Origin of the sequence: Actinopolymorpha pittospori (assembly GCF_014873875.1) — a bacterium.
GTDB lineage: Bacteria > Actinomycetota > Actinomycetes > Propionibacteriales > Actinopolymorphaceae > Actinopolymorpha > Actinopolymorpha pittospori.
On the sequence record NZ_JADBEM010000001.1, the window covers coordinates 3,167,816 to 3,181,704 of the forward strand.

At 64.3% G+C, this 13,889-nt stretch carries 10 protein-coding genes and 1 pseudogene; 3 read left to right on the forward strand and 8 right to left on the reverse strand.

Annotated features, from left to right (window positions below):
- Nucleotides 1–7: 7 nt before the first annotated feature.
- Complete coding sequence (locus HEB94_RS15085; protein WP_192750475.1) at nucleotides 8–352, reverse strand: YciI family protein; 345 nt, start codon at nucleotides 350–352, stop codon at nucleotides 8–10.
- A gap of 135 nt (nucleotides 353–487) precedes the next feature.
- A complete protein-coding gene (locus HEB94_RS15090) occupies nucleotides 488–1,147 on the reverse strand; it encodes a Type 1 glutamine amidotransferase-like domain-containing protein (protein WP_192750476.1) in 660 nt (219 codons plus the stop codon).
- A 325-nt stretch (nucleotides 1,148–1,472) separates the two neighbouring features.
- On the opposite strand from HEB94_RS15090, the gene HEB94_RS15095 reads away from it, so the two are divergent.
- Nucleotides 1,473–1,682 carry a hypothetical protein gene (locus HEB94_RS15095; protein WP_192750477.1) on the forward strand — a complete coding sequence of 70 codons (210 nt, stop codon included), beginning with the start codon at nucleotides 1,473–1,475 and terminating at the stop codon, nucleotides 1,680–1,682.
- Between the two features lie 137 nt (nucleotides 1,683–1,819).
- Here the strand turns inward: HEB94_RS15095 and HEB94_RS50600 are convergent, their stop codons facing one another.
- Together HEB94_RS50600 and HEB94_RS54585 are read right to left on the reverse strand one after the other, a co-directional pair.
- Nucleotides 1,820–2,908: an alkaline phosphatase family protein gene (locus HEB94_RS50600; protein ID WP_337917692.1), complete on the reverse strand. Its 1,089-nt coding sequence runs from the start codon at nucleotides 2,906–2,908 to the stop codon at nucleotides 1,820–1,822.
- Between the two features lie 562 nt (nucleotides 2,909–3,470).
- Nucleotides 3,471–4,013, reverse strand: a pseudogene (locus HEB94_RS54585) (IS110 family transposase); the annotation flags it as partial.
- Between the two features lie 1,317 nt (nucleotides 4,014–5,330).
- Between HEB94_RS54585 and HEB94_RS15105 the strand changes: the two are divergent.
- On the forward strand, nucleotides 5,331–5,750 hold the full coding sequence (locus HEB94_RS15105; RefSeq protein WP_192750479.1) for a CHRD domain-containing protein: 420 nt from the start codon (nucleotides 5,331–5,333) through the stop codon (nucleotides 5,748–5,750).
- Nucleotides 5,751–7,199: 1,449 nt separating this feature from the next.
- Nucleotides 7,200–7,679 carry a hypothetical protein gene (locus HEB94_RS15110; RefSeq protein WP_192750480.1) on the forward strand — a complete coding sequence of 160 codons (480 nt, stop codon included), beginning with the start codon at nucleotides 7,200–7,202 and terminating at the stop codon, nucleotides 7,677–7,679.
- A gap of 33 nt (nucleotides 7,680–7,712) precedes the next feature.
- Here the strand turns inward: HEB94_RS15110 and HEB94_RS15115 are convergent, their stop codons facing one another.
- Genes HEB94_RS15115 through HEB94_RS15130 form a run of 4 tightly spaced genes read right to left on the reverse strand, consistent with a single transcriptional unit; the run spans nucleotide 7,713 to nucleotide 13,848 of the window.
- A complete protein-coding gene (locus HEB94_RS15115; protein WP_192750481.1) occupies nucleotides 7,713–8,258 on the reverse strand; it encodes a hypothetical protein in 546 nt (181 codons plus the stop codon).
- Between the two features lie 44 nt (nucleotides 8,259–8,302).
- Nucleotides 8,303–9,091 (reverse strand): hypothetical protein, encoded by a 789-nt coding sequence (locus HEB94_RS15120; protein ID WP_192750482.1) that lies wholly within the window; start codon nucleotides 9,089–9,091, stop codon nucleotides 8,303–8,305.
- Nucleotides 9,091–11,694, reverse strand: coding sequence for a DEAD/DEAH box helicase (locus HEB94_RS15125; RefSeq protein ID WP_192750483.1), 2,604 nt, complete (start codon nucleotides 11,692–11,694; stop codon nucleotides 9,091–9,093). The genes HEB94_RS15120 and HEB94_RS15125 overlap by 1 nt, the downstream gene beginning before the upstream one ends.
- Before the next feature lie 9 nt (nucleotides 11,695–11,703).
- Nucleotides 11,704–13,848 (reverse strand): DNA methyltransferase, encoded by a 2,145-nt coding sequence (locus HEB94_RS15130; protein ID WP_192750484.1) that lies wholly within the window; start codon nucleotides 13,846–13,848, stop codon nucleotides 11,704–11,706.
- Between the last annotated feature and the right edge of the window lie 41 nt (nucleotides 13,849–13,889).

Genomic DNA, 13,889 nt, shown 5'->3' on the forward strand with positions numbered 1-13,889 from the left:
CGTGATCTCATTCGACGGCCGGGTCGGGCAGGAACTCGCGGACGTCCTGCGCGCAGCGGCAGGAGACCGCGATCTTCGCGGCCCACTCCAGGGCCGCCTCCCGGGTGGGGACGTCGAGGACCATCATGCCGCCGATGAACTCCTTGCTCTCCGGGTAGGGGCCGTCGGTGATCGTCCCGTCGGTGGCGACGACGTCGTACTCCGGGTCGAGGGGTAGCCCGCCGGTGAAGACGAACACGCCGGCGTCCTTGGTCTCCTGGACCACCGCGTGGGCGGCTCTGCTCACCTCGGGGAGGTCTTCCTCGGGGATGTCCATCGCACCGTTGTTGAACGAGATCAGGTACCGCGCCATCTCATGACTCCTTGTCCCGGCGGCCTCTTCCGGGCCACCTCTCACCCCTGCTACGAACGCCTCGCCCCGGATCCGACAGCTGCCGGCAGAAATTACCTGCGGGCGCTTCCCCACGCCGATCGCTCGTGGCCTCGGCTATGAGCCGAACAGCTTCCACTGCCCCTCGGAGACGACCTTGACGGTGTCGTCGGTGACCACGATGGCCGTCTGGTCGTCGAGGGCGTACGCCGGACCTCCGATGTCGGTGGCCCATCTCTCCGCGTCGGCCATGGTGTTCTGCGGGAAGACGTCCAGGTGCGGGAAGATCGAGAAGTCGACGACCCCCAGCGTCCTGTCGTCCGGCGCGGACGGCCACTCCACGAAATCGGCACCGATTCGGGGAGTCATCACCATGCTGCCGGCGCTCACCCCCACCCAGACCGTCTCGGGCAGCGACGGCAGGAGGTCCGCCAGCCCGGACTGCCGCAGCCAGTGGCACAGGTAGGTCGCGTCGCCTCCGTCCACCAGCAGGACGTCGGCCTCCCGGACCCAGGGGACCCAGCGCTGCTCACCGATGCTGGGCAGCGCGGTGAGCTCCAACACGCCCACCGACTTCCAGCCCAGGCTGGACATGAGCCACGGGGGCTCGCCGGAAACGAAGCCGCGTACCGATGCCGGCCCGCACATCGGGTGGCCCCACTGCGCGGTCGGGATGCAGAGGGCGGTGCAGTCGGCGATCGGTTTGCCCAGCAGGTCGACGAGCGCCTCGTGGATGCTCGGGTTCGTGACGCCGCCGGAAGTGAGAAGAAGCCTCACGCTTGCCTCCTGTGCGTAGCGGTCATGACGCTCTCCTCGAGAGTCGAGAGTCGGGAGTCGGGTGCATGAGAAGACAGACTGGACACCGTAGCGAAACTCATCGCCGTTGCGACCCCCAAGCCGCGGCTCCCTGACTTCCCTGGCCGATTGATAAGCCCGAGGACGGCCCCGCGCCTCCCACACACAGGCGACGGGCAGCAGGTGGCGGTGCGAGCGAGCCAGTCGGCACCGTCGATGACCGTCCAGAAGGTGGCGGGCACGCAGTCGATGAGGTGACGGTGCATGGCGACGTGGGATCGAACTCCCGGCCGCATCGGACGCCAAGGTGCGCGGCACGTGGGACTGGCACGACTTCTACAACTGCGACAGGGTCTACCTGTCGTACTGGTCCGGGGCCGGCCTGGCCTACAACAACGAGACCGGCGGCGCGGTGAGCTACCTCTACGGCCAGTCAGGGCAGCGGATCGGCACCATCCCTCCGGACGGCTACCTCTACGCGGTCAACTGGGGCCCGGTGTGGTCGATCGGTGTCTAGTCACAACTCCGAACACCTCGCACGGTCCTCGGGAGGGCCGAACGCCAGGAGCAGTCGAATCGAGCAGTACATCAGGGAGCGTGTCGGCCCGAACCAGGGCCGACCCGCTGGTGTCGCTGTCGTCGAAGTTCGTGCACTCACAGGCCGAAGGTCGCCCGCATGGACTGGACGTTCGCCGCGCAACCCAGCCTTGACACACCGAGAATCTCCTCCGTGGTCCGCAGCAGCGAACAGTGGGTGAACGCGCGGCTGCTGGACACCTGCTTGGTGTGCGGAGAGATGACGATGGTCGGGATGTGGTTGGTCGACTGCGATCCCTCGTCCCAGGTCACCACGACGGCGAGGCGGCCGGCTCGGTAGTCGGGACCGGCGAGGATGCGTGGCATCCAGCGGGCCAGCCAGTCGTCACCGGCACCGATACGGCCGCTATCGCAGCCGGATGCGCCGTGCATGTCGTTGCACAGGTTCGGTGCGACGAACGAGTACGTGGGCAGGCCGTGGTCGATGTCGTGCCGCAACGAACCTGCGTCGGTGGTGCCCAGCGGCACGTCCCAGTCGGCGCACCGGTTGGCAACCGCGGTGTAGTACGGAGCGGGGGCGTGCCGTGGCACGTACGTGCCGGAGTTGCCCTTCGCGCATGCTTGCGGCATCGACTCCGCGTACACCCGCCATTGCCGCCCGGACGCTTGCACCTGGGAGAAGATGCTCGGCCCGTCGATCTGGTGGGCGTAGGCGTCGTCGTCGTCACAGATCCCGTGGGTGGAGCCGCTGGTCAGCAGCAGGTAGCCGGGCAGGGAGCGGCAGCCGGTGGAATAGCCCGCCTCGTAGTTGGTGGCGGTGCCGTAGGTACGGGCCAGCTTGGCGAGGAACGGCGCGTTGCCGCCGTTCAGCACCGCGTCGTACTCCTCGTTCTCCTCCACGATCACCAAGACCTTGTCCGGCCTGAGCCGCATGACGGGCTTGGCCGGCTTGGCTGCGGTTGCCGTGGCCAGTTGGTGCCGCTTCGCCGGAGTCGGCCTGGACGTCCCCACGGTCGGGGACGGCGCGGTCGTCGTGCGACTCGGCGTGGCGGCGGCCGAGGTGGGAGACGGCGTCGCGGTGGCGGTCCGGCGTGTCGCGGGACCACCGGCGGAGGTCTTGCGGGTGCTGTCCGTGCCGACCGACGTACATCCGGCGACGATTGTGGCGAGAGTCGCCAGGGCGATCAGGTAATTGCGTCCGCGCACGATGACCGACCACTTCCTTGTTCTGCTTCCTGGTCGATTCCGCGCCGACGCATTGCTCCGGTGGTGTCGCGGTGTTGGCCTTTTCCGGCCGCCCGACTCTCCGCATGGATTTCACCGCCGGCGCGGCTAAGCCCGTATGGTGACACCTCTTCCTGCGTTGGCCTCCATCGGGCCCTTCATCCGGCGTGGGCCGGTTCGATACCCGCTCGGAAAGCGAATTCACCACCCTGGTGAGACAAGGGAAATAGCACGAAATGTTCCGTCCGAAGAATTGTGAAACGCCCGGTATCTCCGGCGATGGAATTACGAACGGAATCACTGCGGCCACGTTTCGCGACCGGCGCGTGAGCTTCGGGAGATGCTGATGTCGCCGCTCACCGAGCACCGTGTCACCCAGATCGAGACCGTACGTCTGGGATCGCGGCGCGCGAACCAGCCTGCGCGGACCTACCGCGCGCCGCTCGACCCGGTCACCATGGTCTGCCTGGCCACCAGCGGCGGCGGCCGTTGTCGGCACCAACCGCCGGACGGTCGCGTGCTCAGCTTCGAGCTCGGTACGAGCAAACTCCGCCAGCTTGATCGCATCCCCCGCATCACTCTTGGCTCCGGAGGCACCCCACCGCGGCCGGGCCGCGTGGAAGGCGTTCGGGTGCACGGCCACCACCGGGTGACCGGCGGCAAGAAGCCGCTCCACGATCAGCCCTGTACGGGCTTCGATCCCCACCGGCAGCTCTGCCGGCGGGCACAGCCCCGCCAACCGCTGCAACGTCGCCGCGAGTTCCTCCTCACCATGTGCCAGCCGCCAGCTCGCCACCAGCTCCCCCCGCTCATCGGTGACCGCCACACTGTGCGTCGATCTCGCCCAGTCCCAACCAACCTGCATCTGAGGCCACACCTCCAACGACGCCGTAGCCCACCGGTATCGAGGACGACGCCGGCAGCTCGTTGAAGGCCCTCGACACTCACATCGGGGCAAGTCCCTAACGCCAGTCAACCGCCCTCGGTCCAGCGCGGCCGGCAATACTGACGCTGGCCGTCCAGCGGCACGCGCCGCGGGCCGTACCACGCCAGAACCAGAAGGCGCGGACCTTCGGCGTGCCTCCATAGGGTTCACCAACGAGCGCTGCCTGCAGGGCGGTCGGGCGGTGCGCCGCGTCAGCGGCGCCTTGATCCAGCACGGCGCGGCTCAGCAGCCCCAACCGACGACCATAGGCTCCGTGGTTGGCCCCCAAAACGATCAGAGGCCCTGCCGGATCTCTCCGGCAGGGCCTCTGACCTCCGTCGGGGTGGCGGGATTTGAACCCACGACCTCTTCGTCCCGAAGCATGCCCCGCGGGGTCGGGACCTGGCTCCTCACGCTCGTCGCAGCGTGCATTTGGTACGTGGTTGTGCGGTGTGGTCCGGTCGGATGCCGCGCGATTGTCACCCAGTTAGTCACTCACCGCGTGCTCCGGCGGCGAGTCGAGGATCGGCTGCGGCTCGGACCGGGATCGGGCGAGCGTCGGAGCGTCGACCTTCCGGTTTTCAGATCTGGCCACGTCGACGGGCGGTCCTACCTGGCGTTCGCGGTGATCTTGCTTAGCTGGCTACTGCCTGGGCGTACCCGGGTCGGTTGGCGTCACGACTGGCGTCGCGTTCAGGCCGGGCTAGCTCGAGGACGCCAGGTCGCCAACGAACGACCAGACGACGAAGGCCACGACAAGTGCGACCACGATCCAGACCCAGGTCGGTACTCGTCGAAGTTGGTTCACATCGGGATCATGGCAGATCCGCGAGCCGCTGGGCAGCGGTTGTGGTCACCCGGAGGACCGGCCGGTTCGACTGGAAGAAGCCTGGCAGCCTCACGCCCTGGTCGTCGGCCTCAAGCTGGGCCAGCGGTCCTGGAGCAGCGAAGGTCGGCCGGGTTGGTCGGTGGCCTGGCTTGCACCGGGAGGGTTGCGGGCCGCCGCATGTCCCGGCCCGGGGAGCAGCTTGCCCAGCGTCGCCTCTTCGCAGGTCCGGGCAGCTTCAACGCGAAGCCGCTGGTGGGAGTCACGTCCAGGACCTACGCCTTACGAGGCAGCACGGAGACTGTCTGGGCGTCGTTGGCAGGCCTCGTTCAGGCGTGCGTGGCCGTGTTCGGGTCCGTGCTGAACAGGCCTGAACGAGCGGGAACTGAGACCACAACTGAGACCACGACCCGACGCGGTGGACGTTCGCGTTCGTCGGCCTCCGCCTCGCGCGGGTCAGCCATGTGCTTGCATGCGTCCGCCTCCGCCTCCAACAGGCCGGCCAGCACCCTTGTCCGAAGCCGGACAGGTCGCGAAGTGAACAAGCTGAGGTATCGGTCCGTGCTAGACACACAGGCACTCCACGCTGAGCCCTCTGACTTAGGAGAACTGGAATGTCATGCAGAGCGAGTAGATCCGTCCGAGTCCTTGCTGTGGCCCTTACGGCGGTCGCCGCGACGGTGTTGTCGGCCCCTTCGTCCCTGGCTGGCACGGCGGAGCAGTTCACGGTGCCGTTTTCCGGTGACCAGGTGGTGCCCGGTCCTGGGGACCCCGACGGTGCAGGGGGTGTCTTCGTGGCCCTTGGCACGAAGACCGGGACCTTCTGTTTCTTCATCGACACTGCCAATATCTCCACGCCTCTGACCGCGGTGCACCTGCACCGCGGAGTGCGGGGACAGGTGGGTGAGGTGGTTGTGGATCTGTATGGTCCATCCACCGACCCTGACGTCAGTGGCTGCCTCGACCTGGGGCGTGAGCAGGCGAGGGACATCAGGCAGGACAGGGGGAACTACTACATCGACATGCACAGCGAGGAGTTCCCCGACGGCGCCCTCCGGGCCCAACTCGGCTAGACACTGCCAGCGGCTCGCCCGACCCAAGCTGTCCTGGCCGAGGCGGGCAGAGTTGCATGCTGGACGATCGGTCTGTCGACCGGCCGATAGCCGTCCCGCGTGGGGCACTCGGAGGGGCGGAGGGTTTGCCCGGTGGCCTGGCTTGGTCCGGGAGAGCGGTGGCCCGTAGCCTGTCCCGGCGTAGGCGGGTAGCTCGCTGCCCGCCCGTAACCGCCCGCCGTGGGCCGCCGCTCGTAGGGTCCCGGGCCAAGCGAGGTGGGTAAAGCCTCCGGCCCGGCGCCGGCCACGCACCTGGTCCCGCGGAGCGGGACGTGATGAGGGTCGCCAGTCTTCTGGCGGCCCTCTTGTCGCGCCCAGCCGCGTCGGCCGACCGGGCGCCGAAGGCGCAGAGGGAAGGCCGGCGCTGTGAGGCGGGCGCGGCGGCCCGTTTGGGCCGCCCTTGAAGACGTACAGAAACTTGTCACGGGCCCAGCGGCCGTGGATCTTTCGTCTAGCACTATCGTCCTCGTCTGGAGGGAGCTATGACGATGCGGGGCGTCATTCGTGCGGTCAGGGCGCGTCCATTGCTGGCATGTTCGATCGTCCTTCGAGCCGGATGCCTGGGGGTGTTCGGCCTTCTGTTCGTGGTCGTGCCGATCGTTGGGGGTGTGCTGAGTGGGGGTGACGGACCTAGCCCAACGCCCAGTCGTACTTCACCTTCCCCTTCACCTTCATACTCGCCAGTGACATGGACCTCTCGGGGACTCGCGTGCGGCGATGGATGGCGATCGGGCTCGATCGGTCGTCGCGGGGCCTGTAGCCATCACGGCGGTGTCGTCGAGGTCTGGGAGGGAAGCGATGGCACGCAGTTGAGGTGTCGCGATGGGTTCCCGCCACAACGTGCAGACACTCAGCTTGAACAGTTGAAGCAAATTGGCCAGCTGTATTGCAGGTCCCTTCCCGAGTGACGATACGTCCTCGCTTCTGCGCCGTCGTTCGACTGGCGAATGACGGCACAAGGCACGAACCTTGTAGCTCTGTGCCGATCTAGACGCGGCGATCTTTGTCGACGGCAGGGAGATCCGGGTCTCACCGACCAGGTATGGTCTACACGACCTCGACGCCCATGAACTGCTATCACCCGTCGGATCCACGGCCACAAGGTCACTTCGGCGGCTCCTACAAGCGAACCGCACCGTGGGCAAGCGCCATCCAGGCCAGGCTGGCCCTCAGGAAGCGCGGGCATCGCCACCACCCAGGCAAGCCAGCCTGGCTCTGAGGAGCCCTCCGGGGAGGGCCTGCCGTGGCCACTTGATCGACGTGAGCTTCCCTGCGCGCGCCGAGCACGGGAATCAGACTGCCAGATCTAGTGGCGGCCACACCTACGCGATGTCGAGTCGACCGAATCCGGCCAAACTGCGGACATGGTAACCCAGGCATGGAGGAGGCAGAACCGTAAGCTTTTCGATCGTGGATTGGATCTCGGTAGCTGGGCTGGCGGTGGCTGCGTTTGCCTTGCTGATTCAGTGGCGCTCCCATCGCCGGGCGATGGATGCGCAGGCCGCGGGAAACCGCATGGCCTTGGAGGCACAGGCAACAGAGAGTCGCGACGGCCGACGGCATGCTGAGGCGCTCGCCCGGGCCGACCGCGAGCATGCGTTGGCTCTGGCCAGAGAGGACCGCCTTTGGGCGCGGAGGGCCGATCTTTACACTTCCATCCTCGAGGCGATGCGGAGGCGGATCGAGGGCCGCGAACCGTCGCCGCCTGCACCGCCGGACGATCCCCGGCTCACAAGCTTGGCTACCCAAGCCCATGTACTGGCGAGCGGACAGGTGCAGGAGTGTCTGAACGAATTCGTCTATGACGGGCCGGACCATGAGCGGCAGGTAGACATCTGGGACGATCTCCAACACGTCGTGCATCGGGAACTAGGTATTCCGCGAGACTAGCCTGGGCCCTCGCTTCTCCTCAAAGGAGGCGGCCTAATTCTGCTTCGGTAGGCCAGCGACACGGCGCGCAATCGCGGTAAAGTTTCGTAGCGCGGCGTCGAAGTCGGCTGCTTTGTCACTAAATGCGCTATGTTTGGAAAGGGCCAGAGCTGCTTGGATCAAGCCATCAGCAGCAACTGCGAGCTCCGTGTTGCCAGCCATATGTAGTTGTGCCCAAGCGGACGTGAGACGGGTCAGAGGCCCGATCAGAGCAGCTTCGGCTTTTGCGGATCCGTCGGCATCCCATGCGAATGTAGTGCGAGCGGCGATAAGGAGTCCCTTTGAGCGACTGTCTGCCGCGAGGATTTCAACGAGTGCAGCCATGACAACGCGAAGCCGTGCACGTCGCGACGCCCAGACGTTCGCCTGCAGCGCAAGGCTTCCCTGATACATCGTCGCTGCCGCGACCATCTCACTAGCAAGCTGGCCATAGCGCTCCTGGTCGCGCCTTCGATTGCCGCGGCGTTCGCCATACCAGGTCGCGATCCAAAGTAGAGCTGGTACTGCGGCGCTGACGAGGCCGATGAGAATCTGCTCCATCCGATCATGGTGCCGTGTGCCGTCTCACCGGTTTCCGCGGGTGTTTAGTCGACTGGAGCAGACCTCTGGTCGAGCAACCGCCACCCCCGTCCTGTCAAGTGCCACGCGAGCAGGTATCCGTTCACGATGTCGCTTAGTGACCCCGCGACGGCAAAATCTGCTAAGCCGCCGTCGGCTGCCGGTCCGCTTTGCTGGGTCCCCGGACGGTTGAACGCAACCCACAGGAGCCCGTGTGCAGCCCCTGACCCGGCACGCCACTCTGATCGTGCTTCGACCTCGGCTTGAGAGCCGAGCGCCGCTGCGGCGGCTTGCTGGACGATGCCGGTGGCGTTGAAGCGGCCTGCATCCCCAGTTGTCGCACGTAGGGCCTCGTGCTCATCGCGACGCCTGCGGATGTGGTCGACGAGACTCGTCGTGTTCGGGTCGTTGCCTGCTGCCAAGACGGCGAGGTCGTTGAGGTATTTCAGGTGCTGCTCGTAGATCTCGGCCCTGACGATCCGGCTTCGTTGGAGGCGCTTGGTTGCATCGTCCGGGGCGAGGACCCAGACGGCCTGGGCGGCACTCAGGGTGGCGGTGCGGATTAGGGTGCGTTGAGCGAAGGGAAAGAGGGTACGCGCGTCGAGATGAGCGCGGATTGCCTTAAGGTGATCACCAGCTGCTGACAGGGCCCCGAAAACAAGTTGGGAGGTAGGGAGCACCTTCCAGTCCTCGTCGTCGGCTGCCAACTTGCTCCCTGGCGCCGCGTGGAATGCGGTCTCCGCCCGTTGACTCCAGCGCTCGAGGTCAGGATAGGTCGATCGGATGTGTTCGAGGGCTTCTTGTTCAGTGGTCATCAGTGGCTGATGTAGTTCGTAGCTGCCGTACTGAGGTACAACTTCTCCGCGTCGTCGGCCTCCTTGACGGCTCGCCGGACCTGTTCGCGCGTGAGGTCGAGAACACGCAGAGTCTTATCTTTCATCTGGGCAACGGCTTCGACGCGGTGGAACTCCTCGGCGTACTCGACGGCGAAATTCGCGAGACCACGGAGCTTCGGGAGCGCGTCAGTGAGGTGAGTGCCGTGGGGGTCGACGATGGAGACCCTAATGTTGTCCTCATCACCGGCGAAGAAGATGAAGTCTGGACACAGGCGTCGCCAGTTCTCCTTGGCGTCCTTGTATGCGATGGCCAGGGAGTCGTCGGATGCCCTGCCGGGGTTGCGGTACCAGGCGAGGAAACCTGGCTGGGCCATCTCGGAGTCGAGCACCATCGCTTCCCAGGCGGAGTCGAACGAGGAGAGGGGGAACTCGCCGTTGCCGTCGGACATGAGATGGCCAGTCCTGGTGGTGAACTTCTCCCCGTCGGCGTTCTCGGTCTCTTCCGAGCGGACCCTAGGTCGCAGTATGTCGATTCGCTGGGGATCGGTGGACATGGCGATGATGTCGTCGTAGACGGCTCGCCGTTCGTCGCGGAGGCCTTTGATGGCGACCCGGTACTGGTCGAGCCACTTCTTCGCCATGGCGTCGGCTTCACGGTTGAGTTCGGCCTGTACTCCAGCAACCTTGGCTAGGGCTGCCACTTTGAGGTGCGCTTCGAACAGACCGTCATCATCTCCGTCGGCGACGGCGATGTGGTCGGCATACTTGCGGGCGACGTCCGGTGACAGTATGCGTCCGGCCATCTTGAAGTCGGCTTCGACGGAGCGTTCGTCGGCGATTTCGGAGAACTGGCCTTCGACAACCACGTTCTTGTTGCCGGCGCTGGCCAGGATGGTTTCGCCTTGAACTTTGAGGATTTCGTCGCTGGCCTCGTCGACTTTACCCTTGTGACGTGCCATGAGACCGTCGAGGACGGCGAAAAGCTCAGCGTAGGCGTCCTTGCGGGCGTGGGTCCGAAGAGCGTCACGGGAGAGCGCCTGCGCGAGGGCGCTGAGCCGCTTGGTGGGTTTCGCGACCTTGCGTGGCAGCGTCTGGGACGGGAGTCGGTCGAACGCCTCCCACACGGCCGCGGGGATGGTTTTGTTGACGTACATGTCGAGCGGCTTGATCAGCACGCGACGGCCGTCGCCGCCCCCAGTATCACCTGACCCGTCGTCGCCCTCAGGATTCTTTCCGAGTAAGACGTCCGCGACTGCGGTGGCGGTCTTGCGGTTGAACTTCGGCAGTACGCACTCGACAGAGTTCAGGAGATCGTGCCCGGGGATGCGTCGGGCAAGAGGGGTGCGGACCATACGCCCGAGCAACTGGGTGATGTGTGTCTCGTCCTTGGCAGGCCGGAACGACACCAAGACCTCAGCTCTGGGGCAGTCCCACCCGGTTGAGATGCCGTCCTTGGCGAATAGGACTCTGACGCGGGTTCGTTCTTGTACCTTTTCGGGGCTCACGTACGGGACGACGAAGCCGCCGGCATCGATGGGGATGTGGTCGCCGAACACATGCGCCATCGCGTCCGGGGGAAGGTCATGCCATTCGTCGTAGATTGTCGTGAAGGCCGACACCAGTAGTTCATCAGATGGTGTGTTGGGAACCTGCACGACGAAAAGTGGTACCACCGGGTCGACGGGCGGATCCTGTGCCTCTGCATACTCCCGCCACATCGTGGTGGACTCCTTCACCTTCCGGATCGCACGGGCCAACAGCACCGTGTCGAAGGCTCCGGACTCGTCGGGGATGTCCAGTCGAATGTCGTCCTTGAGCAGCCCGGACTCCTGCACCCGCGCCGGGTCCACGATGACCGACGGATACTGCAGCCGTCCCTCTGCTTCTGCCATGGCCGTGTTGAACCGCTCTACTGTCGCGGAGATTCCCCACACGACCGGCACCGGTGGAACCCCATTCGCGCCGTTGATGAGCCGCCGCACGTTGGTCTGCTTCTCAGCACGGTCAGTCTTCGAGGGCTTCCGCATGCCCCGGTGCGCTTCGTCCAGGATAAGGTAGAGCGTCAGATGCTCATCTTCGATGGTGTTCCGAAGCGTGTCCCAGATGGTGAAGGAGCGCAAATCCGGCGATGCCTGACGCTCCATCAGTGCCTCTTGGTGGTCATCGACCGCACCCTTGACCAGTAGTGAGTTCTTGGACAACTTCTGGGAGTTCAGAAAGTAGACCTTGCCCGGCTCGAACTTCTGCTGGTTAAATGTGCTCCCGATGACAACGAGCCGTGAATGCGGAATACGATCCCCGGCCTCCATGAGTCGAAACCGAGTCTGCTCGTTCAACGACGGATCGTCGGTGAACCACAACACCACCGCACCGGGATCGGCCTGGAAGTCGAAGTCGTCGTTGCCGTCGAATAGCGACTCGATGACTGAGGCAGCCATTACGGTCTTGCCTGCACCAGTTGTTGCGGTCAAGGAGAACGCGACCGGGCGGCCTTTGCGATGGAAGTCATCACGAGCGTCCGCGAGATTACGAAGGACATTGCCGACAGCATCGTTCTGATAGTCCTTTAGCGTGAATTCCATGGCCGACCGTCACTCCCTGCCCGTGTTGATGGTGAAGTTCGTCACGTAAGATTCGTACAACCTCACCGGTTTCACGTGAACCGGGAGCTCGGAGCACACCATCTGATAGCTGCGTTCATCATCGGTAACGATGAAGGCCATCCTGACGTCCTCGGACTTCTCGAGTGCGTTCAAGAAGTCATGTGAGTAATCCATGTCGAATAGCACGCCGTAGGTGTCCGCGACATCGAAATCGTCCGTAGCCTTCTCGATGCGTCGCCCCTGCGACCCCGACTTCAACCAAAGCAACGGAGCGATGGCCTCGAACGCACGGTTGTGAGCCACCGTTCTGGGCGCCTCGTAGGTCATCGTGAAGAACTCAACGTTCTCCTCGAACCCATCCGACATCGGAAACTCGTCGTCGGTGAACTTGTAGTTGCCCTCCACCGTCGCGCCCTCTGGTGTCAGGCCGGTGATGGCTGCCTTGAGCCGCGGTTCTGTGATGGAGGCGCAGATGCCCAGGGCTTCCCACTCGGGATCGCCAGGCCGCAGTCCACGTTGCCGTAGCCCAGCCTGCTCTTCGACCGATACTTCGTTGTTGGTGACGCTGATTGATCTGCGGCGACCGTTGTCCTGGTGGTTTAGTCGCATCACAGCGTGTGCGGTCGTACCAGAGCCCGAGAAGAAGTCGAGCACGACCGCATCCGGCTTTTCGAGGACAGCGAAGCGCACGGCATCCTCCACCGCGTACAGCGACTTCGGAAATGGGAACTTGCGCCCTGGCATGAGCGTCGAGATAACGCCCGAACCATAATATCCGGCGTTGTGTGACGCGCGGTTCCATACGGTCATTCCTGCCCGCGCCGGAGCCCGGTTCGTCTCAAGCTGCAAAACATTATTACTATCACGCCCAATAATCCGGATCTCACCACGCGCAATCCGCTCCATTTGACCGCGGTTGAGGTAGAGGATGCTCCATCGGTCATTCTTGGCGTCGTAAGCCCCCGCCTTTGCAGTGCCCTTCGACACATGGGTGCGTAGAGTTTCAGGCGAAACTTGCCACCGCTTTTCAGCACCATCTCGCGCGAGTGGCCAAATGGCTACAAGTCCCTTAGGTACTGGTACGGTGGACCGGTCGACTTCCAGTGGTATCGCATTTCCGACGGAGACAATCGCTCTTCGCTTAGGGTCAACAAAGACCGGGTAGAACAGTTTCGGCCGGTCCTGCCGCCGCGCGTTGTTGCTTCCCTTTATCAGGCGCTCCCAGCGAACCGGATCTGGCCGTGACTCATCTCGCTGCTCGGACGACAGAAGGTCATCGGTAGTCAAGGCTGGACCAGCATCTCCAAGGAACACAAAGAAGGCGTACTCCTCGACGCGCGTGAACTCTCGATTCCTAGCTACGCCGCGATGGTTGATGGTGATGGTGACCATCTGGACCCTCGACTCCGGAAAGACCTGCTGCAAGAGCAAGCCCAGACGGTGAACCTCCCGCTCGTCGATGGTGACGATGAGCACCGAGTCAGCGGGATTGAGTAGTCGCTTCGCAAGTTTAAGGCGGCGTTCCATAAACGCAAGCCATTTGGAATGTCTGTAAGCATCTTCGGCGTCGACGTAGTTGTTATTGTACTTCCAGTCTCGCGCTCCGCTGTTATAGGGAGGATCGATATAGATAGCGTCGACCTTGCCCTCGTGGGTATAGAGCAGGGCCTGTAGGGCGTGAAAGTTCTCAGCGTTGATGACGGTGTGGAAAGGCTTGTCGCCCCCTTGTTCGACTTTTCCGGTGGACTTGAGGCCGGGGTAGATGGGGTCGCGGAACTCAGCCACGACGACAAGCTCATCGAGACGGCGAGTGGTGGTTTCCGCTTCCGACTCAGGGCCGTCCTTCCGGATGAGGGTGGCGACCCGTCCAGCAGGGGTCCGAGCGATTGAGGCGACGCGCCAGAGCCGTCGGTCAACGCTTCCAGGAGATGTTCCCCTTTCGGGCACGAAGCGGACCTTGTCCCCTTTGCGTACTGGGCGTCCTGGGAGCTCGACGGTCTCGGGTGTGTGGCGTTCAAAATTGAGACCGAATGACCGGCGTTCTCCGAGCGCCTTAACCTCGCGGGCGAGGTCTGCTGCCAACTGCGGATCCTTCTGCTCGATCTGCTTGAGCAGGTTGCTCAGTGCTGACACGTTCCCCGTCTTCCTTCATCCAACTCGTGGCCTGTACGCGC

Excerpts from the sequence above, each read along its gene's own strand:
- HEB94_RS15115 (WP_192750481.1), bottom strand. The coding sequence starts at position 8,258 with ATGGAGCAGATTCTCATCGGCCTCGTCAGCGCCGCAGTACCAGCTCTA.
- HEB94_RS15120 (WP_192750482.1), bottom strand. The coding sequence starts at position 9,091 with ATGACCACTGAACAAGAAGCCCTCGAACACATCCGATCGACCTATCCT.
- HEB94_RS15085 (WP_192750475.1), bottom strand. The coding sequence starts at position 352 with ATGGCGCGGTACCTGATCTCGTTCAACAACGGTGCGATGGACATCCCC.
- HEB94_RS15125 (WP_192750483.1), bottom strand. The coding sequence starts at position 11,694 with ATGGAATTCACGCTAAAGGACTATCAGAACGATGCTGTCGGCAATGTC.